This is a genomic window from Microbacterium sp. STF-2, assembly GCF_034650155.1.
GTDB classification, from domain to species: domain Bacteria; phylum Actinomycetota; class Actinomycetes; order Actinomycetales; family Microbacteriaceae; genus Microbacterium; species Microbacterium maritypicum_A.
This window is the reverse complement of sequence record NZ_JARKMW010000001.1, coordinates 908,874-931,000: the sequence shown is the minus strand read 5'-3', so window position 1 is coordinate 931,000 and position 22,127 is coordinate 908,874. Positions and strand designations below refer to the sequence as shown.

Here is a 22,127-nt window from a genome sequence, read left to right as displayed (position 1 = left end):
GTGTCCACACTGCTCATCAGCTCCGAGGGGACCACCCTCACCGTCACCCTCGACCGCCCCGCTCAGCTCAACGCCATGGGCATCGCCGAGCTCGATGCCATCCGGCAGGTGTTCACAGAGATCGCCGAGACGGAGCCCACGGATCGCCCCCGCGCCGTGGTCGTGCGTTCGACCGGAACACGCGCGTTCGTGGCCGGTGCCGACATCGCCGAGATGGCGGCCGCATCGTCCGACTCCGGTGAGCGGATCAGCCGCGCCGGACAGGCGGCCATGGACAGCATCGCCGTCTGCCCCGTGCCGGTCATCGCCGCCGTCGACGGTCACGCGCTCGGAGGTGGGTGCGAACTCGCGGCCGTCTGCGACCTCGTGTATGCCACGGCGAACTCGCTCTTCGCGCTGCCCGAGGTCGGATTGGGCCTGATCCCGTGCTTCGGCGGCACGTATCGCGTCGCCGCCCGGATCGGCGATGGTCGGGCGCGACGCCTGGCCCTGACGGGCGAGCGGGTGACAGCCGCGACGGCGGAGGAGTGGGGTCTCGTTGACGCCGTGCTTCCCGACGCCGATGGGCTCGCCGCTGCGGTGGGCGGTCAGGCGCTCGCGTTCAGCCGTGCGTCGAGGAGCGCGCTCGCCGCCGTGAAGGCCGCTTTCGCGATGCCCGCGCCGCTGCGTGCGGTGGCGGAGCGCACACTGTTCCGGGACGCTCTGGCACACGCGGATGGCCAGGAGGGCATGGCGGCGTTCCTGTCGAAGCGCGCCCCGTCGTTCCGCTGAGAGTGCAGGACTCTGTCGGCAACGACGACGTATCTTCGGAAGGTGCGCAGAACCGTGGAAGTGCAGTTGGCCGACCTCGCGAACGGCCGGGTGCTGGTCGTCGAGGACGATGAGGAGCTGCGCAGCATCCTCGTGGCCTATCTGCGTCGTGCCGGGTTCTCCGTCGAAGCGGTCGCCGACGGCTTCGCGGCGTTGGAAGCCGCGACGCTCAGTCCTCCGGATGTGGTGCTCCTCGACCGCATGATCCCCGGCGTCGACGGCGTGGAGATCTGCCGTCGTCTGCGCACCACGTCGAACGCTCCGATCCTCCTGCTCACGGCGATGGGGCAGCCGCATGAACGCATCGACGGCCTGGAAGCCGGCGCGGATGACTACGTCGTCAAGCCCGTCGCACCGCGCGAGATCGTGCTCCGCGTGATCCGGCTGTTGCAGCGGACCGCGCACCAAGGCGCCGGCGAGTCGCCGATCACCCTCGGACGGTTCCGCTTGACGCCGGCGATGCGGGTGATCCAGAGCGATGGCGTCGACCTGGAGCTGACCGTCCGGGAGTTCGAGCTGTTCGCTTTCCTCCTCCGCCACCCCGATCGGGTGCACTCGCGCGAGGAGATCGCCGGCGGAGCGTGGGGATGGGAGGCCGGAGACACCTCGGCTGTGGCCGTCAACATCCGTCGCCTCCGCCTGAAGGTCGAGGCCGATGCCTCCCGGCCCGTCGTCATCCGCTCGGTGTGGGGGCACGGCTATCTGCTCGACAGCGAAGGGACGAGATGAACGCGATGCTCCTCGAAACGCTCGGAGTCGTCGTGGCGGCGGTGATCCTGACCGGACTCTTCGGGGCGGTCGCGCTTCGGCTGACCCGCAGGTACTCGATGCGCTGTCAGATGATGATCGTCGTGATGACGGTGGTCGTGGGGATGTCGGCATCCTTCGCCTTCGCGGCCTCTCGGATGCAGATCGAGGAGGACGATCTGCCGCTCATCCTCGGAGCGACGATCCTCGCCGGCTCGGGCACGATGCTGCTGGCGTGGCGCCTGGGCAACCGGCTGGTCGAGGAGAGCAGACGGATAAGCCTGCACACCCGGCAACTGGCATCGGGTCGTCCCCTCGACGACCACACGGTGGTGTCGAACTGGGAGTATCGGCAGATCGATCGAGAGCTCCACAACGCTGCGCGCGCGCTCCACGAGGCACGGGAGACGAATCTCCGGCAGGAGGAGGCGAGACGGCACCTCATCACCGGGATCTCCCATGATCTGAGGACACCGTTGGCCGCCATCGACGCGATCATCCGCGCTCACGAGGATGGGATCATCGAGGACCGTGTCGAGTTCACGACGAGGCTTCGCGCGCAGAGCAGTCGTCTCGGGGCGCTGGTCGAGGACTTCTTCGCGTTCTCGCTCATCGAGATCGATCGGGTGCCGCTGAGCCCGGAGCACCTCGATGTCGCCGATCTGGTCGGCGATGCCGTGGGAACAGCCCGTAATCTCGGCGCGACGGTGCACCTGGAAGTCGACGAGTCAGGCGGCGTCACGGCCTTCGCCGATCCTCTCAGCATCGAGCGCATCTTGATGAACCTGCTCGCCAATGCGGTGCAGCACACCCCTGAGGGGACCGCGGCGACGGTCTTCCTGGAGGCCGATGCCGACGCGGTCAGGATCAGCGTGGAGGACCACGGCTCCGGCATGACCCCTGAGGCTCTCGAGCAGGCGTTCGATGCCGGATGGCGTGGCGACCTCGCCCGCACCCGGAGCATGGCCCCCTTGGCGACGAGCGGAGCCGGGCTGGGGCTGGCGATCGCGCGCGGACTCGCGGTGGCGAACGGCGGAACGCTGGAAGGTCGTTCGCAGAGTGGGGCCGGCTGCCGGTTCACCCTCACGCTGCCGCAGCGAAACCGTCCACATGGATGATCCGCCTCCGTCGCGTCGGTCGTCGTACGCGCAGGTCGTGACTCCTCACTCCTTGCGCTGCGGTGCCGGTGTCTCGGTCTTCACCTGCGGACGGGCGGGCGCGGAGGCGAGCACCGTCGAGGGGCCGCTCAGCGCCCGCAGCGCGTACAGGATCGTCGCGAGATCGACGAGCTCCTGGACGAGTGCTCCGACCACCGCGGGGATGAGGCCGGTCATCGCGACGATCATGAGCCCGACGCTCAAGCCGATCCCGATCCAGATCGCGGTCAGGGCTACCCGCAGAGTGTGGCGACCGATCGACACCGCATCGACGAGCTTCGCCAGCGAGTCGACGAGGATCACGACATCAGCGGCATCGCCGGCAGCGGTCGCTCCCTTCGCGCCCATGGCGACGCCGATATCGGCGGCGGCGAGCACAGGGGCGTCGTTCACGCCGTCGCCGACCATCATGATCGGCCGCGGTTGGAGTTCGCCGGCGAGAGCGACCTTCTCGGGCGGAAGCAGCTCGGCGTGGATCTCCGAGATGCCCACCTGATGAGCCACTGATTCCGCCGTCGGCCCGACGTCGCCCGTGAGCATGACCACGCGATCCACCTCGTGCGTCCGCAACCACGAGACGACGGCCGCTGCTTCGGGCCTCGGGTGGTCGGCGAGTACGAGCACCCCGGCGAAACGGCCGTCGACGGCCACGTAGGCTGCGGCCTGACTCAGCTCCAACGTCGCCCGCACGGTGTCGGGCGCGAGAGCGGCCACGTAGGCGGGCTTGCCGACGACGACAGCTCGACCATCGATCTCGGCGACGACACCGTTCGTGGCCTCCTCCCTGGCCTCTGTCGCTACACGCAGCGCGAGTCCGCGCGCGTCCGCGGCGCGACGGATGCCCTCGGCGAGCACGTGCGTAGAGTACTGTTCCGCCGAGGCGGCGAGTTGCAGGACCTCGTCCGCGCCGAAGCCGTTCGCCGGCCGGACATCGACGAGTTCCGGTCGGCCCTGCGTGAGCGTTCCCGTCTTGTCGAAGGCCGCCGATCGCACGCGCGCGATCTGTTCGATGACGGCGCCGCCCTTCATGATCACGCCTGTCTTCGCCGCGCGTGAGAGGCCTCCCAGGAACGCGACCGGGGCGGCGATCAGGAGAGGACAGGGCGTCGCGAGCACGAGGACCTCGGCGAAGCGCGTCGCGTCGCCCGAGATGGCCCAGGCTGTGCCGGCCAGGACGAGCGACACCGCGGTGAAGGGGATCGCGAAGCGGTCGGCGAGCCGCACGACCGGCGCGTGGGAGTCCTCTGCGGCGTGCACGAGTGCGACGATCTGCTGGTACTGGCTGTCTGCGCTCGAGCGAACGGCCTGGATCCGCACAGCGCGACTGCCGTTGATCGCTCCGGAGAGCACCTCCCCTCCGGACTCGCGGGCCACGGGCATGCTCTCGCCGGTCAGCGACGACTCATCGAAGGTTCCGGTCTCGGTGAGCAGCACACCGTCGACGGGCACCACCTCCGACGGGCGCACGAGGAGCACATCGCCGATCGCGACCTCGTCGACGGGGAGATCCCTCACCTCGTCCGAATCCGCGGCCTGTGCGTGCACGAGCACGTGGGCGATGCGCGGAGAACGATCCAGCAACGCGGACAGGTCGCGCTTCGCGCGACGGCCGGCGAAGTCTTCGAGCGCCTCTCCGCCCGACAGCATGAGCACGATGATGAGGGATGCGATGTACTCGCCGACGGCGAGCGTCGCCACCATCGCGACCACCGCGAGGATGTCGAGACCCACGTGGCCGCGAAGCACATCCCGCACCATGCCGACGAGGGTCCAGACGACGAACGCGGCCACGTAACCGGTGGCGATCCACCGCCCGATGACGGCCGCGTCGACCGCGTGCAGGATGAGCACGCCGACGAACACGAGGACGGTGGTCGTGATCGCCGGATAGCGCCACAGCAAGCGGAGAAACCTCATGCTCCAGCTTCCCGCTAATCGGTGCGGAGTGCCACCGACGGGCGGCGGGTTCGGGTTAATCCCATGAAATCCCTGTGAGTGGACTGTGGCGAGGTCATTCTTAGAACCGTCTCAGAGCCTGGTCTCCAGGATGACCCCATGACCACTCTCACGAACAGACCCCGAGGTGTCCTCTCCCCGGTGATCGGAGAGCACCATGGCTCGGCCCACCGCCGCGCTCAGGCATGGCGGGCGGGCGCGATCATCGTCATCTGGGCGACGAGTCTCCTCGTCGTCGCGCTCTGGGTGGCCGGGGGAGGGATCGGTGCCGTCCTCGGAGCCAGCGGGGAGACCGTCACCACGCTGGGACGACTGACGGGTCTCGTCGCCGCCAACCTCCTGCTCTACCAGGTGCTCCTCATGGCGCGGGTTCCACTCTTCGAGCGCGGATTCGGCCGTGACGGCATCACCCGTATGCATCGCTTCGTCGGGTTCTGGTCGTTCTGGCTGATGGGCGCGCATATCGCTCTGCTCGCGTTGGGCTACGCGATCACCGCCGGCATCAACCCCTTCGTGCAACTGTGGGGATTCGTCTGGGACTACCCGGGCATGCTCCTCGCCACCGCGGGGACCCTGCTGATCCTGCTCGTGGTGGTCACCTCGATCCGACGCGCGCGCCGGCGCCTGCGCTACGAGTCCTGGCATCTCCTGCATCTCTACGCGTACCTCGGCGTGGGCCTGGCCCTCCCGCACCAGCTGTGGACGGGCGCGGACTTCCTCTCGTCGCCGCTCGCGACCGCGTACTGGTGGACGATCTGGGCGCTCGCGGCGGCGTCGATCCTCGTGTTCCGATTCGGTATGCCCGTGCTGCGCTCCTCGCGGCGTGCCCTGCGCGTGGCGAGCGTCGAACCCGACGGTGCGCGGGGAGTGACCATCCGCGTCGTCGGGCGTGATCTCTCGACCCTGGGTGCCCGTGCCGGACAGTTCTTCGTATGGCGCTTTCTCGACGGGCCGGGGTGGACGCGTGGTCACCCGTTCTCGCTCTCCGCTGCGCCAGGGAGCGAGCTCACGCTGACGGCCCGAGTGGTGGGGGACGGTACGCGCCGTCTGGCATCGCTCACACCGGGCACGCGCGTCATCGTCGAAGGACCGTGCGGGGAGATGACGGGGGAGCGTCGTACCGGGGCGAAGCTGCTCATGATCGGTGCAGGTGCCGGGGTGGCCCCTCTTCTCTCCCTGTTGGAAGCCGAGGATTACGCGCCGGGGGAGGCGACTCTCCTCACCCGCGACTCCGTCGCCGAAGATGCACTCCGGCAGGACGCGATCGCCGACCTCGTCTCGCGTCGAGGAGTGCGGTACCTGCCCTTCATCGGTCCCCGGTCCTCCGGCCCGTCGAGCTGGATCGCGGCCAGCCACGGCGCCTGGAACGGTCCCGACCTGCTCCGCCACCTCGTTCCCGACCCCGAGGCCTACGACGTCTTCGTCTGCGGGACCGAGACCTGGATGAAAGGGCTCACGCGCGACCTCGAGAGCGCCGGGTTCCCCCCGCACCGCATCCACTCCGAGTCGTTCACCGTCTGACCAGGGAGATCGCCATGAAGAAGATCCTGTATGCCGTGCTCGCGACGATCAGCGGGCTCGTGCTGCTGTTCAGCTATCGCACGTCGCTCGATGCGGTCATGCCGCACGACGCGACTCCTCCGACCACAGGCGCCGTCGGCAGCTCCGGGACGTCGAACTCCGGAGCGTCGGACTCCGGAGCGTCGGGCTCCGGAGCGTCGGCGGGTACCGGTCTCGCCGACGGGACCTACACCGGCGCGTCGTCGCAGACCCGGTACGGACCGGTGCAGGTCAGGATCACGGTTTCCGGCGGACAGATCAGCGACGCGCAGGCCATCGATTATCCCGACGGCAACGGCCGGGACCGTCAGATCAACGGCACCGCGATTCCTCGGCTGGTTTCGGAGACTCTGCAGTCGCAGAGCGCGCAGATCCAGATGGTGTCGGGAGCCACGTTTACCAGCGACGGCTACCTCTCGTCGCTGCAGAGCGCGATCGATCAGGCGCACAGCTGATGCGTGGCGCACCGGAGAGCACGCGGGTCTGGGTCGAGAAGATCATGGGCATCCCGATGAGCATCCACCTGATCTCCGCGGGAGATCAGGATGCTGTGGCGACCGAGGGGGCGATCAGAGCGTGCTTCGATGAGCTGCACGACGTGGACGGCATCTTCTCGACCTATCGACCGGACTCCGACATCAACCGCATCCGCCGAGGAGAGCTGTCTCTGGCTGACGCCGACCCGCGGGTGGCGTTCGCATCTGCTGCGTGCGAACGCGCGGAGCACGCGACCGGTGGTCTGTTCTCTGGGTATCGCGAAGGGTGGTTCGATCCCACCGGCTGGGTCAAGGGGTGGGCGGTCGAGGAGGCGAGCCGTCGCCACCTCGCACCGCTGCTGACCTCGGCGGTCGCGGTCGGGATCAACGCGGGCGGAGACCTGCAGCTGTTCACGGCGGACGGTTCGGATCGGCGGTGGCACGTGGGGATCGCTGATCCGCACGACCGCGGCCGGGTGCTCGCTACGCTCGACATCGCCAACGGTGCTGTCGCCACATCGGGCACTGCCGAGCGCGGTCACCACATCCTCGATCCGCGAACGGGCGCGCCGGCGACCGGCGTGGCGTCCGCGACCGTCGTCTCTGACGGCCTCGCGCAGGCGGACGTCTGGGCGACCGCAGCCGTCGTGGCAGGAGCTCTTGATCGCTCCTGGATCGAGGCTTCCGCCTCGCGCACCGGCATCGTGGTGGACCACGAGGGGGCTGTCACGCGCTGGCTCGGTTCGACGATGATCGACGTGTGCGAGGTCAGCGGGACGCGGGAAGTGTGAGGAGGAAGGTCGTGCCGCGAGCGGTCGAACTCTCGACCTCGATGGAACCGCCGGCCCGGCGCGCGACATCGCGCACGAGCGAGAGTCCGAGGCCGAAGCCGCGCAGGCGCCCGCTCTCGGGCGGGCGGGCGAAGCGCTCGAAGATCTGATCCGAGGGGATCCCGGCGATACCCGGTCCCTCATCGGTCACACGAACGGTGACGTCACGCGCGTCCGTGCCGATGCGGATGGTGACAGCGCCGCCGGCAGGAGAGTGCTGTACCGCGTTGTCGAGCAGAGCGACGAGGACGCGGACCAGTGTCACCGTGGGGATCCGGGCTACGGCCCCGTCGTCGACGACGGTCACCGTGAGAGCCACCTCGTGCTCGTCCGCGATCGTCGAGATCGCGGCGACCGCCGTGGACGCTGCACTCGCCACTTCGGCCTCTCCGTCGTCATGGGACGCCCCCTCGGCCGCTATCAACAGGTCGTTCAGCACATCTCCCATGGAGTCTGCATCTCGACGGAGCTCGACCAGGCCGGGGCCGATGTCCTCACCCCGGTCGAGGCGTCGCTGAAGCACTTGGATGCGACTCGTCACCGTCGTCAGGGGCGTGCGCAGCTCATGGCTGGCATCGGCCACGAAGTTGCGCTGTCGGCGCAGTGCCTCACCCAGCGGGCGAACCGACCGTCGGGCGGCGACGGCGGCCACGATCCCCAGCAGCACGACGCCGATGACGCCCAACACGATCACCACGGGCACGACCACGTCGATGTCGACGATGAAGTCGTCGCGTGCACCGACGGGGCCGCCGAACCATCCACCGCCGTGTTCCTCCCCTTCCCGGCGGGAGGTGGAGAGGATCACGGTGATCAGGATCCCGATGCCCATCGCAACGATCACACCCGACGCGACGCCCACCCACAGCCCGATCGACAATGCCGCTCGGCGCACCCGCGCCGCGTCGTCGCTCATGAGGGCGCCCCCGCCCGGTACCCCCGTGCGCGCACGGTCTCGATCATCTCTGCGCTCGTCTTGCGTCGCACATAGTGCACATAGGTGTCGACAGAACTCGTCGTGTCCCCCTCGTGGAACACCGCGTGCAGGATCTCCTCCCGGGTGAACACATGCTCAGGGCTGGCCGTGAGCAGCTCCAGCAGGGCGCTCTCGGTCGCCGTCAATGCCACGCGATACCCCGTCGGGTCGTAGACCGCCTGGGCATCAGGGGCGAAGACCCACTCGCCCAGAGGCCTGCGCGCGCCCTGCGCGCGGAACGCTCTCCGCAGCGCGCGAAGGCGCGCCAGCAGTTCGTCGTAGTCGAACGGCTTCACCAGGTAGTCGTTCGCTCCGCCGTCGAGACCTGTCACGCGATCATCAACGGTACCGAGGGCCGTCAGCATCAGGACGGGCGTCGTGATGTGTGCTGTGCGCACCGCATGCACGAAGGCCACGCCGTCCATGCCCGGGAGCCTCCGGTCGACCACCATCGCGTCGTAACGCCGACTCAGTGCGAGTCGCAGGGCGCTCTCGCCGTCCGGAGCATGATCCACGTCGTACACGTCGCCCAGCACCTCCACCGTCAAGGCGGCGATCTCCGCGTCGTCCTCCACATAGAGGAGCTTTCCGCGCGGCGCATCGGTCTGGTTCATGGCGGCCGTCCTCGGGGAGTCGTCCGTGATCTTGGTGATCAGAGTACGCCCGCACCGGCGTCGTGAGACTCACGACGCCCCCGTGCATTGCTGCGCGCCAGGATGATCCCGCCGAGGAGGGCGGCGACGAACGATCCGACCAGTACCCCGATCTTCACGTGTTCGTCCGCAACCGAGCTCGATCCGTAGGCGAGTTCGCCCACCAGGAGGGACACCGTGAACCCGATACCGGCGAGGAACGCCATTCCGGTCAGATCGGGCCAGCGCAGCGACTCGTCCAGGCGCAGCGCAGGGAGGCGACTCAGCAGGAAGGTCGTGGCGAGGATGCCGATCGGCTTCCCGATCACGAGGCCGACGACGATTCCGATGGTGATCGGGTCCGTGAACGCCGACGTGAGGCCTGCCCACCCGCCGACGGTGACCCCGGCGGCGAAGAAGGCGAAGACCGGGACCGCGAACAGCGTGGCCACGATGCTCCAACGGTCGGCGAAGTGCGCGGCCATGCCGTCGTAGACCGGTCGGCCGGTATCGTCCGTGCCGACCCGCACGCGGGCGCGCTCCGTCGCCGTGACGGGCACGACGAAGCCGAGAAGCACGCCGGCGACGGTCGCGTGCACGCCGGATGCGTGGATGCACACCCAGACGGCGATGGTGAGGGGGAGCAGGATCCACCACGCCCGCACCCCCTTCGCCACCAGGGCGGCGAATCCCGCCAGCGGCAGCAGCGCCAGGATCAGCCACGGAAAGCTGATGGTGTCGGTGTAGAACGTCGCGATGATGGTGATCGCGATGAGGTCGTCGATGATCGCCAGCGTGAGCAGGAACACCCGAAGGGCGGGAGGCAGGAACTTGCCGACCACGGCGATCACGGCCACGGCGAACGCGATGTCCGTGGCCGTGGGGATCGCCCAGCCGCGCAGGGCATCCGAACCGCCGGCGGCGTTGATCACGACGAAGATGAGAGCGGGAACCACCACTCCGCCGACCGCGGCCGCGATCGGCAGGGCGGCTCGACGTGGATCGCGCAGGCGTCCGGCGACGAACTCCTCCTTCAGCTCGAGACCGACGACGAAGAAGAAGATAGCCAGCAGCCCGTCGGACGCCCAGGCGCCGACGCTGAGTTCGAGATGCAGTTCCGGGATGCCGAACGTGAAGTCGCGCACGGACTCGTACCAGGGAGCGGCGGGACTGTTGGCGAGGACGAGCGCGGCGAACGTCGCCGCGAGCAGGAGCGACCCGCCGAGGACGTCGCTGCGGGCGTTGGAGCGGATGCCGTTCCACAGCGCATGCGGGGCGAGGGAGAAACGGGCAGGGGAAGAATTCGGGGACACGGAAAAGACCTCACGCGAGAGAAGGGGTGAATGGCGCAGAAGACCAGCGCCCCGTTCGAGGCGTGGTCTAGTTCCGTGGCGGCGGGCAGCCGGCGATCTCGCCGTGCGAGAGGGTGCCCCAGACACTGGTCCACCCGTTCGTGCCCGGGTGCAGGATGACCCGCATCCATTCCCTCATCGGGGTCGCCGAACGGAGACGGTGCGGGGCACGCGTCGAACCGGCGATCGAGAGGAGGGGCACGTATCGAGCCTATCGTCGTCCCGCTGGGACACCGCCTACCGCGATCGAATTTCGCTAACTAGGCTAGCGATCATGGAAAGATACGTGCGCTTGCGTTGGCTCGGGCTCGTCTTCATCAGCATCGCGGTCTCGCTGATCATCGTCGATTCGACGATCGTCAACGTGGCGATCCCCGCGATCGTGGAGGACCTCGGCATCACCTCGACCGAGGTCCAGTGGGTGCAGGAGTCGTACACGCTCGTCTTCGCGTCGCTGCTGCTCGTCTTCGGCAGCCTCGCCGACCGTTTCGGTCGACGCCGGGTGATGATCATCGGCGTCGTCGTCTTCGGAGCCTCGTCGGTGGTCGCCGCCCTGTCGCCGGACGGCGGCATGCTCATCCTGGCCCGACTGGCGCAGGGCGTCGGCGGTGCGATGATCCTCCCCACCACCCTCTCGATCATCAACGCGACCTTCCGAGGCAGGGAGCGCGGAATCGCGTTCGCCGTATGGGGTTCCACGATCGGCGGCATGGCGGCCGTCGGTCCGCTCCTCGGCGGGTGGCTCACGACCGCCTACTCGTGGCGCTGGGCTTTCGGCATCAACATCCCCCTCGGCGTCATCATCGTGATCGGCGTGCTCCTGACCGTCGCGGAATCGCGCAGCGACCGCGTCTCCCGCGTCGACATCATCGGAGCATTGCTGTCGATATCGGCGATGGGAAGCCTCGTGTTCGGCCTGATCGAGGGACGGACCTACGGCTGGTGGCTCGTCGACACGCGGCCGCAGATCGGTGACTGGGCCTGGCCGTGGGAGCTGTCGCCGATCCCGCTGTTCTTCGCCGTCGCCGTCCTCGCCGTCATCGCGTTCATCCTGTGGGGACGGCACCGCGAACGGGTGGGGAAGTCGACGCTGCTGGCGCTGCGGCTGTTCTCGATCTCCTCGTTCCGCAACGGGAACATCGCCGCAGCGGTGGTGTCGTTGGGGGAGTTCGGCATCATCCTCGCGCTTCCGCTCTGGCTGCAGTTCGTGCTCGGTTTCGAAGCCGTGCAGACAGGGCTGCTCCTGCTCGCGCTGGCGGGCGGATCGTTCCTCGCCAGCGGTGTCGCCGGAGCCTCGAGCGGAAAGGTCGCCCCGGTCTGGGTGGTGCGTGCCGGCCTCATCGCCGAGATCATCGGTGTCGCGGGAGTCGGCTTCGTCATCGGCCCTGACGCATCCTGGGGACCGCTCATCCCGTTCCTCTTCGTCTACGGACTCGGTGTCGGCCTCGCCACGGCGCAGCTGACCGGGGTCGTGCTCGCCGAGGTGCCGGTCGCGGACAGCGGGGCGGCCTCGGGCACGCAGTCCACGTCTCGGCAGATCGGCGCCGCCCTCGGCGTCGCTGTTCTTGGCACTGTTCTCTTCACCAGCACCGCCGGGATCCTCGCGTCTTCGCTCGACGAGCGCGGTGTCCCCGCCGCCCAGCGCGACCAGATCGTGTCGGCCGTGGTCGACAGCGCAGGGGCGGCGATCAGCGGGCTGGAGTCGAATGCCGCGACCGCTGATGTGGCCGATGATGCCAAGGCCGCCTTCTCCGAAGGGACCCGCTACGCCGCCTGGACAGCGGCAGGGTTCCTCGCCCTCGGCCTGCTCGCCACCGTGTCCCTCGGATCGACCACGGTGCGCACCCGACCGGAGGACGAGGACGGGCGGACGGAGGAAGAAGGCCGCCAGCAAGACGACGAAAGAGCAATCTGACGGAGGGCGTCGCCACTCCCGCCCTACTGTCGCGAAGCAGGATCTCCGGTCCGCCGGTCGAAGCGCCCCGCGTAGTCGTCGTCGGTGATGTGCTCTTTCCACTCCGTGGTCTCCGCCGGGTCGTCCGCGTTCTCGAGCATGGCGATGTGCTCCATGAAAGAGTCTCCCGCAGCGGCGTGCCAGTGATCCTGTCCAGGCGGCGTGTACAGCGTCTCTCCGGGGTGCACATCGATGATCTGCCCGTCGCGCGTCCCGAAGCGGGCGACGCCCTGGGTGACACGAAGGTACTGACCTCGGGCGTGCGAGTGCCACGCGGAGCGCGCACCGGGTGCGAACTTGACGATGGCCACGGTCATCCGTTGGTCCCCATCGTGCGGTGCGGCGATTCGGTCCACCCAGACGTCTCCCACGAACTGGTCTGCAGTGTTCTTGGCGGTCGGTGTGGTCGGTTCGAGGTTCACAGTGGCGTTCCCATCGCAGTGAAGGAGAAGGGGGGCAGAGGAGGCGGGGAGTCGGGTCAGCGGAGGGCATTCTCGCGGATGTCGGCGAGCGCGTTCATGAACCCTTCAGAACATCCGCTGGATCCCGCGAGTCGGTCGACCACGATGTCGTCGAGCGGCGTGCCCACCACCTCTCTCGGGAGGGCATCAGCGAACCGTTGTTGATACCCCAGCGAGACCTCGTCATCTGCCGGCGTGGTGATGTCGACGTCTGTGACGATGCCGTTCTCGATGGTGAGAGTCACGTCGTGATGGGACGGGAGCGAGCCATACCAGCCGCGTGCGGAGTACTCTCCGTCACGATAGGTGTCCGTGGTCACGGTGTCTCCCTCGACCCTCGGTGGTGCTGATGGTGCCGAGACGTCGGGCCGTGCATCGTCTGAGCCGGCGCACGCGGCGATCGAGACGGCCGATGCCACGATGCCGACAGCAGCGGCGACCCGGCGCCCGACTTTCGTGGGGCGTTGCGGGGAAGCGGTGCGGGCCATGTTTCGACGGTACGCCCGTACCTCATCGCCTGGGGTGCTCTGCTGTTACCTGGATAGGTGGCCCCTGGTGCTGCGTTGCGGCGGGCGGGACTGACCGCTTATCCGTGTAACGACAGTCACTCCCAGGTGCTGATGGATGGTCATAGTGTCGATCCCATGACGAACACTCACCTCACCCTGAACAACGGCGTCGAGATGCCCGCATTGGGTTTCGGCGTCTTCCAGACGCCACCGGACGAAACGGTCGAGGCGGTCTCTTCCGCCCTCTCCACGGGGTACCGTCTCATCGATACCGCCGCCGCATACGCCAACGAGCGAGGAGTGGGCGACGCCATCAAGGCGTCCGGTCTTTCCCGCGACGACGTGTTCATCGAGTCGAAGGTCTGGATCAGCGACTACGGCTACGACCAGACGCTGCACGCATTCGAGAAGAGCGCCCGCAAGCTCCAGGTCGACGTCATCGACCTCTTCATCCTCCACCAGGCCCTCCCCGGTGAGTTCGACAAGACCATCGCCGCCTACACGGCGCTGGAGACTCTCCTCGCCGAGGGCAAGGTCCGCGCCATCGGCGTGAGCAACTTCATGGTCGACCACCTCACGACGCTGCTCGCGCAGACCGAGATCGTGCCGGCGGTGAACCAGATCGAGGTGCACCCGTACTTCCAGCAGCGCGAGCTGCAGGCGTTCGGCAAGGACCGCGGCATCCTCACACAGGCCTGGTCGCCCATCGGCGGCATCACGTCCTACCGAGGGGACGATTCCCAGAGCACGTTCAACGACCCCGTCATCGTCGCCATCGCCGACGCACATGGAAAGTCGGCAGCGCAGGTGATGCTCCGCTGGCACATCCAGAACGGCGTCCAGGCCATCCCCAAGTCGGTGAAGCCTGCTCGTATCGCGGAGAACTTCGACGTGTTCGACTTCGAACTCACCGACGACGAGATCGCTCGCATCGACGCTCTCGATACCGGCGTTCGCGGGGGCCCGGAGCCCGAGGTCATCACGCTCGAGGCGTTCGGTCGCGATATCCCGGAGAACTGACATGACCGAGCAGTCCACGGTTCTCGTCGTGGGGGCGACCGGAAGCATCGGCGTGCACGTCGTCCGCGAGGCTCTCACGAGAGGACGACACGTGCGCGCGTTGGTGCGTGACGCATCTCGCGCCGCGCGGGTCCCGGAGGGCGCGGAGATCGTCATCGGCGATCTCACCTCGGCCGAGACGCTGGCGGACGCTGTCGCCGGGGTCGGCTCCGTGGTCTTCGTCCACGGCTCCCATGGTGGCCGTGGTGTCGCAGAGAAGGTCGACTACGGAGCAGTGGCCAACGTGCTCACTGTGCTCGACGGACGCCCTGTGCGCATCGCCCTGATGACCGCTGTCGGCACGACGGATCGGGCGAACGAAGGTCACGACTGGAAACAGAGGGCCGAGCGCCTCGTCCGCGCGTCCGGCAACCGGTACACGGTCGTCCGCCCCGGCTGGTTCGACTACAACGCACCGGACGAGCGCCACATCGTCTTCCGCCAAGGGGACCAGTACAGCACGGCCTCGCCGGCAGACGGGGTCATCGCCCGCGACCAGATCGCGCGCGTGCTGCTCGACTGTCTGGAGATCGACGCGGCGGACCACCGAACCCTCGAATTGGTCGCGGAGCGAGGGGCAGCGCAGGAGGACCTGGCCCCGAGTTCGAGGCGCTCGTCCGAGATACTGGAATCGACGGCGCACTCGACATGCCGAACATGCCTCTCACCGACGAACCGGCCACCGTGCGGGACGACCTGAGCCGGCTCGGCCGGTAGCTCGTCGACCGGCGGCTCGTGAGCGCCGCCGGTCGGTAGGTATCCGCACACGACACCCATCCACACACGACGGGAAGGCACGACGTGGCAGGCATGACACAACGAGCCGAGGTGAGTGAGTTCCTCTCCACGCGGCGAGCACGACTCACCCCGGAGCAGGCCGGCATCATCGGCGGAGGCCGACGACGTGTCACCGGTCTCCGCCGCGAAGAGGTGGCCATGTTGGCCGGGATGAGCGTCGACTATTACGCCAGGATGGAGCGCGGCAACCTGTCCGGCGTCTCCCCGGAAGTGCTCGAGTCGCTCGGGCGCGCACTCCACCTCGACGACGCCGAGCTCGCCCACCTCCATGACCTCGCCCGAAACGTCGCCCCGAACCGTTCTGCACGCGCACGTCCGCGGGCTGCGACGCCCGTCATCCGGCCCGCGCTTCAGCGACTCCTGGACAGCATCAGCGTTCCCGCCTACATCTCGAACGCACGCAAGGACTTCCTCGCCGTGAACGTCATCGGTCGGGCCGTCTTCGCGCCGATTCTGGACGACGCCGCCAATCAGCGCAACAACGCCCGCTACACGTTCTTCAACCCCGCTGCGCAGAACTTCTACGTCGATTGGGAGTCCGGGGCCAACAGCATCGTCGCCTCACTCAGAATCGAAGCGGGACGCAACCCGCACGACAAGGACCTCACCGATCTGATCGGCGAACTCGTCACGCGTAGTGACGTCTTCCGTACGCGCTGGGCAGCCCACGATGTTCGCTTCCACCGCACCGGAAGCAAACGGATCCACCATCCGGACGTCGGGGCGCTCCTCTTCGACTACGAGGGTTTCGAGCTGCCTGCGGATCCCGGGCTCGTCATGTTCACCATGACCCCCTCGCCGGGCGGCCCCACCGAAGAGCGTCTCCGATTGCTGGGGAGTCTGTCCGCCATGGAGAGCGCTCAGTCGGAGTGATCCACCGACGTCGAGCGGGCCCGGTGCTCGCCATGACGCGGGTCCGAAGCCCCACTAGTGCTCGCCGGTCCTGTGTACGAGAAAAGCCGCCTGAAACCAGGCGGCTTTCTCATACTCGGATGGACTTCGTATGGGTTGACGTTCCATTCGCGTACAACGTGTGTGCCCCCGACAGGAGTCGAACCTGCGACCTACGGTACCGGAAACCGGCGCTCTATCCACTGAGCTACGGAGGCGTACCGATCGACAATATCACTCGTCGGGGGTGGTCTCCGACCCACCGGCCACGGTGACGGGCGCGGCGCGCAGTTCGTCCAGCGCCGCAGCGAGCTTCTCGGCCAGATAACGGTGGCCGTCCGTGGAGGGATGCTGGCGTCCCGCGTCCACGTCGATCACGTCGAGGTAGTTCTGCGGGGTGATCCAGTCCTGGGCGATGGGGGAGATGTACCACCAGCCGCGTGCGGCGGCGAGCTCCGAGAGATCCGCGTCGATACGCGCGGTGGCCGTGCCCACGGGGAGCTCGTGCGGCGCCGGACCGAGCACCACGATCGTCGCCTCCGGGTAGGTGGCGGCCATCGCGTCCCACGCGGCGTTGACGGCCTCGCGGTACCCGGCGACACCCTGTGCGCGGTCGTTGATGGACCCCTGGAGGATGACGAGATCCGGCGAGAGGGACGGGTCGAGGGCGGCGATCCGCTCGCCGAAGGAGGGGCCGTCGATCCCGGGCTTCAGGTATCCGCTCCCGCGGACTCCGTTCACGACGGTTTCGCCGTCGAGCAGGTCCGCCAACAGGTAGGCGTAGCCGAGGGTCGGGACGGTCGCCGCCGAACCGTAGGTCCAGGAGTCGCCGAACACCAGCACGGTCGGATGCTCCGGCAGGACGAGCGGCGCCGGAGCGATGACCGCCGAGGGGCCGGATGCCGCATCGGCGGGTGCGCTGATCGGAGTCGTGGAGGGCGCCGGGATCCATGGCCGCCACACGCCGAGGACCACTGCCGCGAAGGCGATGAGCAGGCCGGCGGCGATACCGGCGGCGCCCACTCGGCGACGGGTGGCGGGCGGCTTCATGGCATGAGAGTAGATCACTGGAGGCCGAACGCAAATTCGGGGAGCCCCGCGCCGTCGGTCGTGACCTTCCGGCCCCGTAAACTGGGGAGGCTATGAACCCCGAAACCCTCGCCGCAGCCGTCCTCGCCGTCCTCGCACCGATCGCCGAGGAACGACGTCCCGGCGAGCCGCTGGAGCTCTCCGCATCCGACATCGTGCTCGAGCGCCCCCGCAACCGCGACCACGGCGACTGGTCCTCGAACATCGCCATGCGCATGGCCAAGCCGTTCGGCACGAACCCGCGCGAGCTCGCGCAGCAGATCGTCGACGGCCTCGCCGACGTCGACGGCATCGCCAGCGCTGAGGTCGCGGGCCCCGGGTTCATCAACATCCGTCTCGATGCCGCAGCGGCGGGTGCGCTGGCGAAGGTCATCGTCGATGCCGGTAGCGCTTATGGCACGAACGCGTCGCAGGCGGGAGTGAGCGTGAACGTCGAGTTCGTCTCCGCGAACCCGACCGGTCCGCTGCACATCGCCCATACGCGCTGGGCTGCTCTCGGCGACTCGATCGTGCGTCTGCTCCTCGCGAGCGGTGCGAACGCCGTGCGTGAGTACTACATCAACGACGCCGGTGCGCAGATGGAGCGCTTCGCGAGCTCGGTGCTCGCGGCGGCGAAGGGCGAGCCCACCCCCGAGGGCGGCTACCCGGGCGCGTACATCACGACCCTCGCCGGCCGTGTTCTCGAGGCGCGACCCGACCTGCTGCAGCTGCCGGATGCCGAGCAGTCCGCCGTCGCGATGGAACTCGCGTACGAATTCCAGCTCGCCGAGATCAAGAGCTCGCTGGACCGCTTCAACGTGCCGTTCGACGTCTGGTTCTCGGAGCGCACGCTGCACGCCAAGGATGCGTCCGGCACGAGCCTGATCGACCAGGCCGTCGACCGTCTGCGCGAACAGGGACACGTGTTCGACGACGAGGGCGCCGTGTGGGTGCGCACGACCGACTTCGGTGACGACAAGGATCGTGTCATCCGCCGGTCGAACGGCGAGTACACGTACTTCGCCGCCGACGCCGCCTACTACCTGAACAAGGGCGACCGCGGCTTCCAGAACAAGATCTACCTTCTCGGCGCCGACCACCACGGTTACGTGCACCGCCTCAAGGCCGTCGCCGGAGCGGCAGGAGAGGACCCGGAGAAGAACGTCCAGGTGCTCATCGGCCAGATGGTGTCGATCAACGGTGCGCGCCTCAGCAAGCGTGCGGGAAACATCATCGAGATGGATGATCTGCTCGACTGGCTCGGTAGCGATGCGCTGCGATACTCGCTGGAGCGCTCGCCCGCCGACTCGCCGCTCGACCTCGACCCCGAGCTTCTGCAGAAGCGCACGAACGACAATCCGGTGTTCTACGTGCAGTACGCCCACGCGCGTACCCACAACGTCGCACGCAACGCCGGCCAGTCCGGTGTGGACCGCTCGGAGTTCGCTCCCGAGACGCTCACGCACGAGACCGAGGCGGCGCTGCTCGGTGCGCTGCAGGAGTTCCCGCGCATCGTGGCGTTCGCCGCCGAGGTGCGCGAACCGCACCGTGTCGCCCGGTACCTCGAGGAGCTCGCCGGCCTGTACCACCGCTGGTACGACAACTGCCGCGTGATCCCGCTGAGCGAAGACCCGATCGAGAGCGTCCACCGCACCCGGCTGTGGCTCAACGACGCCACAGGTCAGGTGCTGCGCAACGGACTCGAGCTCCTCGGCGTCTCCGCACCAGAGCGGATGTAGTGCGGCTCGGCGTTCTTCTCGGTGCGGCAGGATGGCAGGCATGAGCGACGACAACCACACCCTGCCGTACCCCGACGCCGCCGCGGAGCATCCGACGCTCGTGATCCCCGGTTCCGCCTCCGCTCAGGAGGCGGCCGCGCCGCGCACACGGCCCCGATGGCCATGGGTGCTGCTGATCGTGGTCGTCGTGCTCGCAGTGCTCGTGGTCGCTGCGGAACTCATCGCTCGCGCCGTGCTCCCCGGCGTCGTGCGGTCGATCGTCGTGGAACAGCTCGACCTGCCCGCCGACCAGCAGCTCGACGTCGAGACGCAGGGGCTCCTGCTGCCGCAGCTGATCGGCGGCACCCTCGACACGCTGCGTCTGTCGACGGATTCGGTGACGTTGGAGGGCATCACGGGCGCCGTCGATGTGACAGCGACGGACGTCCCGCTGCACGGCGGCGATCTGGGCGGCGCCTCCGGGACCATCCGCATCGATCAGGAGCAGTTCACGTCTCTGCTCGCCGGGACCGATCTGCCCGTCGACTCCGTGGAGTTCGCCGCCCCGAACGCCACGGTGAGCGGGTCGATCAGCGTGCTCGGGGCCGCCGTTCCGCTGTCGCTCACGCTCACGCCCGGCACGGTCGACGGCGACCTCGAGCTGACACCGGTGGCCGCGAGCATCGGCGGACTCGACATCGATCTCGACCGGGTCGCTTCCACTCTCGGATCCCTCGGCGAAGGCCTGACCCAGCCGCAACGGGTGTGCATCGCCGATCAGCTACCCGCAGGCCTCGCCCTCACCGGTCTCGAGGTCGTCGACGGTGCGGCCGTGATCGATATCGATGTCGACGGGGCGATCGTCACCGACATCACGCTCCAGGACAAGGGCGTCTGCCCGAGCTGACCCCGAGTCGTCTTCCGGCGGCGCTCTGACCCGGCGTCCCGGGCTACGCGGGGTGAGGGGGCTCGTCGAGCGTCGCCTCGATGTGTCGGGCGAGCCACGAGGGACGCTGCAGGGGGATGCCGTGTCCGCAGTCGTCGACGACGCGCAGATCGCTGTGGGGGAGTGAGGCGTGGAGCAGAGCCGCTGAGCGCTTCATGAGCGACCTCTCCTTCCCCCCGACGAGGATCGACGCCGCTCCGGGATACGACTGCCAGGCTGGCGGTGGTGAGAATCGAAGGTTCTCCTCGACGGAGCGCAGCAGACTCTCCCGTGAGATGCCGGCCGACGTACGCACGTAGTCGTCCAGGAGCTTGTCCGGGATGAACAGCTCCCGGGCCTGCATCCGGGCGAACCACTGCTTCTTCGCGAGGCCGGCGGTCGCGCCGAGAAGGGCGAGTGTGGGACGGGTCGCCCACATCGGAGCGGCCTGTGCGCTGACCACGACGACGTTCCGCACCCTCTCTGCGTGTTGAGCTGCGAGCTGCACGGTCAGCTGGGCGCCGAGTGAGAAGCCGACGACCGTGGCGGGTCTCCCGAGGTCGTCCAGCAGGCGGGCGAGGGCCGTGGTCGTGACCGCGTGAGACACATATGCCTCGTCGGTGCTGTGACCATGTCCGGGAAGATCGGGGACGACGATGCGTAGACCCTCGCCGAGGTGCGCGCGCAGCGGCTCCCACATCCACCCGGCGACACCTCCACCGTGCAGGAGCAGCAGGGGATGTCCGTCGCGTGCTCCGAAGCTCTCCACGTGCATGGTCAGGTCCTCTCGAAGGTCTCGGCCATGCGGCCGATCGTGTCGATCGCGCGTTCGAGTTGCGCGGAGTCGAACGGCCCGAGCAGTCGTGCCGCCGAGAGGAGGCCGATCGACGCGCTCGAGAGCGCGAGGGCGAGCGCCTCGACGTCCACGTCCGCCACGATCTCGCCGCGCCGTTGCAGGCCGTGCAGCCACTCGACGACGCGTCGCTGCCGATCGCGATACCGGCTGTCCGTGATCTCCGCCACGTGCGCACCGAGGATGCCACGGTCGTCGAGGAACGCCGCCGTCATGAGCGCATCGGCACTCAGCGCGCGTGCGGAGGCGCGATACGCAGAACTCAGGCGGGGTCGGTCGCCCAGTTCGCGGCTCACGCGGTCATTCATGCGCGCCGTCCCGCGCTGCAGGAGTGCATCGAGGATCTCCCGCTTGCCGCTGAATTCCAGATAGACCGCACCCTTGCCGATCCCGGCGCCGTCGGCGATCGACGACACGCTCACGCTGTCGAAGCCTTGCGCGAGCACCAGTCGTTCGGCCGCGTCGAGGATGCGCTCGCGACGGTCAGGGACGCGGGTTCTGGGCACCGCCGCTCCTTTCCAGGTGTTCCCGCATGGCCGGGATGACGAGGTCGGGGCGGTCGCGCTGCACCCAGTGTCCGGCACCGGGTACGGTCACCAGCGACCCCACCGGCAGCTGCTCGGCGGCGATCCGGATGCGCGCGAGGGGAACGCCGGAGTCACGATCGCCGTGCACGAGGAGCGTGGGCGTCGTGATCGAAGGCAGCTGCTCGACGTACACGGTGCGCAGTCGATTCCAGAGCACCTGATCGCGCTGCCATTCCCCGAACGTCTCCAGGCCGGTGCCGGTGGCGGCCTCGGCGAGCACCGCATCCACGAGTTCAGGCGTGCGCGCTGTCGGGTTCCGCACCAGCTCTCGCAGCCCTCGTTCCATCGCCGAACGGTTGTGCGCGTACGCGCGGGTCATCCGGGCGAGCAGACCCGAACGCAGCAGGAGGAATGTGCCGAAGTGCGTGAACCGACCGGAGAAGCCGTCGGCCAGACGGGGCATCAGACCGTAGCATCCGAGCAGTATCGCTGATCGTGCGCGGCCGGGTCGATCCAGGAGATGCCCGACCGCCATGCCGCCGCCGAGTGAGAGGCCGGCGACGGCGTAGTCGGCGAGACCGATCCCGTCGACGAGCTCGCCCACGTATCGCACGAGCCGTTCCTGAGTGAGCGGCCGGTCCGGACGTGGACTCTGCCCGAAGCCCGGATGGTCGGGCGCGATCACGCGATGCCCCGCCTCGGCGAGAGCATGTCCGACCGCACTCCACGAGAGTTCGGCGTTATCGGCACCGCCGCCGTGCAGGAGCAGGACGGGCATACCGGACTCGCATGCCGGTCGCCACTCCAGAGCGGAGACCGTGGCATGGGGGAGGACGATGCTCGTGCGTCGGGGATCCATGGCATCCTC

At 68.3% G+C, this 22,127-nt stretch carries 23 protein-coding genes and 1 tRNA gene; 12 read left to right on the top strand and 12 right to left on the bottom strand.

Annotation, left to right across the window (positions count from 1 at the left end; genetic code table 11):
* Genes MicroSTF_RS04480 through MicroSTF_RS04470 form a run of 3 tightly spaced genes read left to right on the top strand, consistent with a single transcriptional unit; the run spans position 1 to position 2,675 of the window.
* Entirely contained in the window at positions 1 to 771 is a 771-nt protein-coding gene (locus MicroSTF_RS04480; protein ID WP_297554484.1) for an enoyl-CoA hydratase/isomerase family protein, read from the top strand.
* A 42-nt stretch (positions 772 to 813) separates the two neighbouring features.
* On the top strand, positions 814 to 1,539 hold the full coding sequence (locus MicroSTF_RS04475) for a response regulator transcription factor (protein WP_315073033.1): 726 nt from the start codon (positions 814 to 816) through the stop codon (positions 1,537 to 1,539).
* Between the two features lie 5 nt (positions 1,540 to 1,544).
* On the top strand, positions 1,545 to 2,675 hold the full coding sequence (locus MicroSTF_RS04470) for a HAMP domain-containing sensor histidine kinase (protein ID WP_322953862.1): 1,131 nt from the start codon (positions 1,545 to 1,547) through the stop codon (positions 2,673 to 2,675).
* A gap of 45 nt (positions 2,676 to 2,720) precedes the next feature.
* Here the strand turns inward: MicroSTF_RS04470 and MicroSTF_RS04465 are convergent, their stop codons facing one another.
* Positions 2,721 to 4,631 carry a heavy metal translocating P-type ATPase gene (locus MicroSTF_RS04465; RefSeq protein ID WP_136023765.1) on the bottom strand — a complete coding sequence of 637 codons (1,911 nt, stop codon included), beginning with the start codon at positions 4,629 to 4,631 and terminating at the stop codon, positions 2,721 to 2,723.
* Between the two features lie 138 nt (positions 4,632 to 4,769).
* Here MicroSTF_RS04465 and MicroSTF_RS04460 point away from each other — a divergent pair, with 138 nt between their 5' ends.
* From MicroSTF_RS04460 to MicroSTF_RS04450, 3 genes are read left to right on the top strand one after another with little or no spacing between them, the layout of a single operon-like run.
* Positions 4,770 to 6,191, top strand: a complete 1,422-nt coding sequence (locus MicroSTF_RS04460; RefSeq protein ID WP_297554476.1) for a ferredoxin reductase family protein — start codon at positions 4,770 to 4,772, stop codon at positions 6,189 to 6,191.
* Between the two features lie 14 nt (positions 6,192 to 6,205).
* A complete protein-coding gene (locus MicroSTF_RS04455; RefSeq protein WP_167254398.1) occupies positions 6,206 to 6,685 on the top strand; it encodes an FMN-binding protein in 480 nt (159 codons plus the stop codon).
* Positions 6,685 to 7,497, top strand: a complete 813-nt coding sequence (locus tag MicroSTF_RS04450; protein ID WP_297554472.1) for an FAD:protein FMN transferase — start codon at positions 6,685 to 6,687, stop codon at positions 7,495 to 7,497. Before MicroSTF_RS04455 ends, MicroSTF_RS04450 begins: the two co-directional genes overlap by 1 nt.
* On the opposite strand, the gene MicroSTF_RS04445 is transcribed toward MicroSTF_RS04450, so the two are convergent.
* The 4 genes from MicroSTF_RS04445 to MicroSTF_RS04430 all read right to left on the bottom strand — a co-directional run bounded on the left by MicroSTF_RS04445 (position 7,475) and on the right by MicroSTF_RS04430 (position 10,698).
* Entirely contained in the window at positions 7,475 to 8,452 is a 978-nt protein-coding gene (locus MicroSTF_RS04445) for a sensor histidine kinase (RefSeq protein ID WP_167254394.1), read from the bottom strand. The genes MicroSTF_RS04450 and MicroSTF_RS04445 overlap by 23 nt on opposite strands.
* Positions 8,449 to 9,126, bottom strand: a complete 678-nt coding sequence (locus tag MicroSTF_RS04440) for a response regulator transcription factor (RefSeq protein WP_021198001.1) — start codon at positions 9,124 to 9,126, stop codon at positions 8,449 to 8,451. Before MicroSTF_RS04440 ends, MicroSTF_RS04445 begins: the two co-directional genes overlap by 4 nt.
* 38 nt (positions 9,127 to 9,164) lie before the next feature.
* Entirely contained in the window at positions 9,165 to 10,457 is a 1,293-nt protein-coding gene (gene nhaA / locus MicroSTF_RS04435; RefSeq protein WP_322953856.1) for a Na+/H+ antiporter NhaA, read from the bottom strand.
* A 67-nt stretch (positions 10,458 to 10,524) separates the two neighbouring features.
* Positions 10,525 to 10,698 carry a hypothetical protein gene (locus tag MicroSTF_RS04430; RefSeq protein WP_017831028.1) on the bottom strand — a complete coding sequence of 58 codons (174 nt, stop codon included), beginning with the start codon at positions 10,696 to 10,698 and terminating at the stop codon, positions 10,525 to 10,527.
* Positions 10,699 to 10,770: 72 nt separating this feature from the next.
* On the opposite strand from MicroSTF_RS04430, the gene MicroSTF_RS04425 reads away from it, so the two are divergent.
* Entirely contained in the window at positions 10,771 to 12,411 is a 1,641-nt protein-coding gene (locus tag MicroSTF_RS04425; RefSeq protein ID WP_297554462.1) for an MFS transporter, read from the top strand.
* A 23-nt stretch (positions 12,412 to 12,434) separates the two neighbouring features.
* Here MicroSTF_RS04425 and MicroSTF_RS04420 read toward each other — a convergent pair whose 3' ends face one another.
* Positions 12,435 to 12,872, bottom strand: a complete 438-nt coding sequence (locus MicroSTF_RS04420; RefSeq protein ID WP_029258425.1) for a cupin domain-containing protein — start codon at positions 12,870 to 12,872, stop codon at positions 12,435 to 12,437.
* Between the two features lie 56 nt (positions 12,873 to 12,928).
* Positions 12,929 to 13,399, bottom strand: a complete 471-nt coding sequence (locus MicroSTF_RS04415; RefSeq protein WP_297554458.1) for a hypothetical protein — start codon at positions 13,397 to 13,399, stop codon at positions 12,929 to 12,931.
* Positions 13,400 to 13,555: 156 nt separating this feature from the next.
* Here MicroSTF_RS04415 and MicroSTF_RS04410 point away from each other — a divergent pair, with 156 nt between their 5' ends.
* The 3 genes from MicroSTF_RS04410 (at position 13,556) to MicroSTF_RS04400 (ending at position 16,150) form a co-directional block, all read left to right on the top strand.
* On the top strand, positions 13,556 to 14,440 hold the full coding sequence (locus tag MicroSTF_RS04410; RefSeq protein ID WP_029258423.1) for an aldo/keto reductase: 885 nt from the start codon (positions 13,556 to 13,558) through the stop codon (positions 14,438 to 14,440).
* A 1-nt stretch (position 14,441) separates the two neighbouring features.
* Positions 14,442 to 15,179, top strand: coding sequence for an SDR family oxidoreductase (locus tag MicroSTF_RS04405; protein WP_322953849.1), 738 nt, complete (start codon positions 14,442 to 14,444; stop codon positions 15,177 to 15,179).
* A 128-nt stretch (positions 15,180 to 15,307) separates the two neighbouring features.
* On the top strand, positions 15,308 to 16,150 hold the full coding sequence (locus MicroSTF_RS04400) for a helix-turn-helix transcriptional regulator (protein WP_322953847.1): 843 nt from the start codon (positions 15,308 to 15,310) through the stop codon (positions 16,148 to 16,150).
* Between the two features lie 163 nt (positions 16,151 to 16,313).
* Here MicroSTF_RS04400 and MicroSTF_RS04395 read toward each other — a convergent pair.
* Positions 16,314 to 16,386: transfer RNA gene (locus MicroSTF_RS04395), tRNA-Arg, on the bottom strand.
* A gap of 16 nt (positions 16,387 to 16,402) precedes the next feature.
* Complete coding sequence (locus MicroSTF_RS04390) at positions 16,403 to 17,218, bottom strand: SGNH/GDSL hydrolase family protein (RefSeq protein ID WP_322953845.1); 816 nt, start codon at positions 17,216 to 17,218, stop codon at positions 16,403 to 16,405.
* A 92-nt stretch (positions 17,219 to 17,310) separates the two neighbouring features.
* On the opposite strand from MicroSTF_RS04390, the gene argS reads away from it, so the two are divergent.
* Both argS and MicroSTF_RS04380 read left to right on the top strand, forming a co-directional pair.
* The gene (gene argS / locus MicroSTF_RS04385) at positions 17,311 to 18,975 is read left to right on the top strand and encodes an arginine--tRNA ligase (protein WP_029258419.1); all 1,665 of its coding nucleotides are present in this window, start codon (positions 17,311 to 17,313) and stop codon (positions 18,973 to 18,975) included.
* 40 nt (positions 18,976 to 19,015) lie between these two features.
* Positions 19,016 to 19,861 (top strand): DUF2993 domain-containing protein, encoded by an 846-nt coding sequence (locus tag MicroSTF_RS04380; protein ID WP_322953843.1) that lies wholly within the window; start codon positions 19,016 to 19,018, stop codon positions 19,859 to 19,861.
* 43 nt (positions 19,862 to 19,904) lie between these two features.
* Here MicroSTF_RS04380 and MicroSTF_RS04375 read toward each other — a convergent pair whose 3' ends face one another.
* Genes MicroSTF_RS04375 through MicroSTF_RS04365 form a run of 3 tightly spaced genes read right to left on the bottom strand, consistent with a single transcriptional unit; the run spans position 19,905 to position 22,118 of the window.
* Complete coding sequence (locus MicroSTF_RS04375; protein ID WP_322953841.1) at positions 19,905 to 20,654, bottom strand: alpha/beta fold hydrolase; 750 nt, start codon at positions 20,652 to 20,654, stop codon at positions 19,905 to 19,907.
* A 2-nt stretch (positions 20,655 to 20,656) separates the two neighbouring features.
* The gene (locus MicroSTF_RS04370) at positions 20,657 to 21,238 is read right to left on the bottom strand and encodes a helix-turn-helix domain-containing protein (protein WP_322953839.1); all 582 of its coding nucleotides are present in this window, start codon (positions 21,236 to 21,238) and stop codon (positions 20,657 to 20,659) included.
* Positions 21,216 to 22,118 (bottom strand): alpha/beta hydrolase, encoded by a 903-nt coding sequence (locus tag MicroSTF_RS04365; RefSeq protein ID WP_322953837.1) that lies wholly within the window; start codon positions 22,116 to 22,118, stop codon positions 21,216 to 21,218. The genes MicroSTF_RS04370 and MicroSTF_RS04365 overlap by 23 nt, the downstream gene beginning before the upstream one ends.
* Positions 22,119 to 22,127 lie beyond the last annotated feature (9 nt).

Bases quoted from the DNA above. Each gene is read 5' to 3' on its own strand.
- MicroSTF_RS04365 (WP_322953837.1), bottom strand. From the start codon at position 22,118: ATGGATCCCCGACGCACGAGCATCGTCCTCCCCCATGCCACGGTCTCC.
- MicroSTF_RS04445 (WP_167254394.1), bottom strand. From the start codon at position 8,452: ATGAGCGACGACGCGGCGCGGGTGCGCCGAGCGGCATTGTCGATCGGG.
- MicroSTF_RS04440 (WP_021198001.1), bottom strand. From the start codon at position 9,126: ATGAACCAGACCGATGCGCCGCGCGGAAAGCTCCTCTATGTGGAGGAC.
- MicroSTF_RS04425 (WP_297554462.1), top strand. From the start codon at position 10,771: ATGGAAAGATACGTGCGCTTGCGTTGGCTCGGGCTCGTCTTCATCAGC.
- MicroSTF_RS04465 (WP_136023765.1), bottom strand. From the start codon at position 4,631: ATGAGGTTTCTCCGCTTGCTGTGGCGCTATCCGGCGATCACGACCACC.
- MicroSTF_RS04455 (WP_167254398.1), top strand. From the start codon at position 6,206: ATGAAGAAGATCCTGTATGCCGTGCTCGCGACGATCAGCGGGCTCGTG.
- MicroSTF_RS04405 (WP_322953849.1), top strand. From the start codon at position 14,442: ATGACCGAGCAGTCCACGGTTCTCGTCGTGGGGGCGACCGGAAGCATC.
- argS (WP_029258419.1), top strand. From the start codon at position 17,311: ATGAACCCCGAAACCCTCGCCGCAGCCGTCCTCGCCGTCCTCGCACCG.
- MicroSTF_RS04470 (WP_322953862.1), top strand. From the start codon at position 1,545: ATGCTCCTCGAAACGCTCGGAGTCGTCGTGGCGGCGGTGATCCTGACC.
- MicroSTF_RS04450 (WP_297554472.1), top strand. From the start codon at position 6,685: ATGCGTGGCGCACCGGAGAGCACGCGGGTCTGGGTCGAGAAGATCATG.
- MicroSTF_RS04460 (WP_297554476.1), top strand. From the start codon at position 4,770: ATGACCACTCTCACGAACAGACCCCGAGGTGTCCTCTCCCCGGTGATC.
- MicroSTF_RS04410 (WP_029258423.1), top strand. From the start codon at position 13,556: ATGACGAACACTCACCTCACCCTGAACAACGGCGTCGAGATGCCCGCA.
- MicroSTF_RS04380 (WP_322953843.1), top strand. From the start codon at position 19,016: ATGAGCGACGACAACCACACCCTGCCGTACCCCGACGCCGCCGCGGAG.
- MicroSTF_RS04375 (WP_322953841.1), bottom strand. From the start codon at position 20,654: ATGCACGTGGAGAGCTTCGGAGCACGCGACGGACATCCCCTGCTGCTC.
- MicroSTF_RS04390 (WP_322953845.1), bottom strand. From the start codon at position 17,218: ATGAAGCCGCCCGCCACCCGTCGCCGAGTGGGCGCCGCCGGTATCGCC.
- MicroSTF_RS04415 (WP_297554458.1), bottom strand. From the start codon at position 13,399: ATGGCCCGCACCGCTTCCCCGCAACGCCCCACGAAAGTCGGGCGCCGG.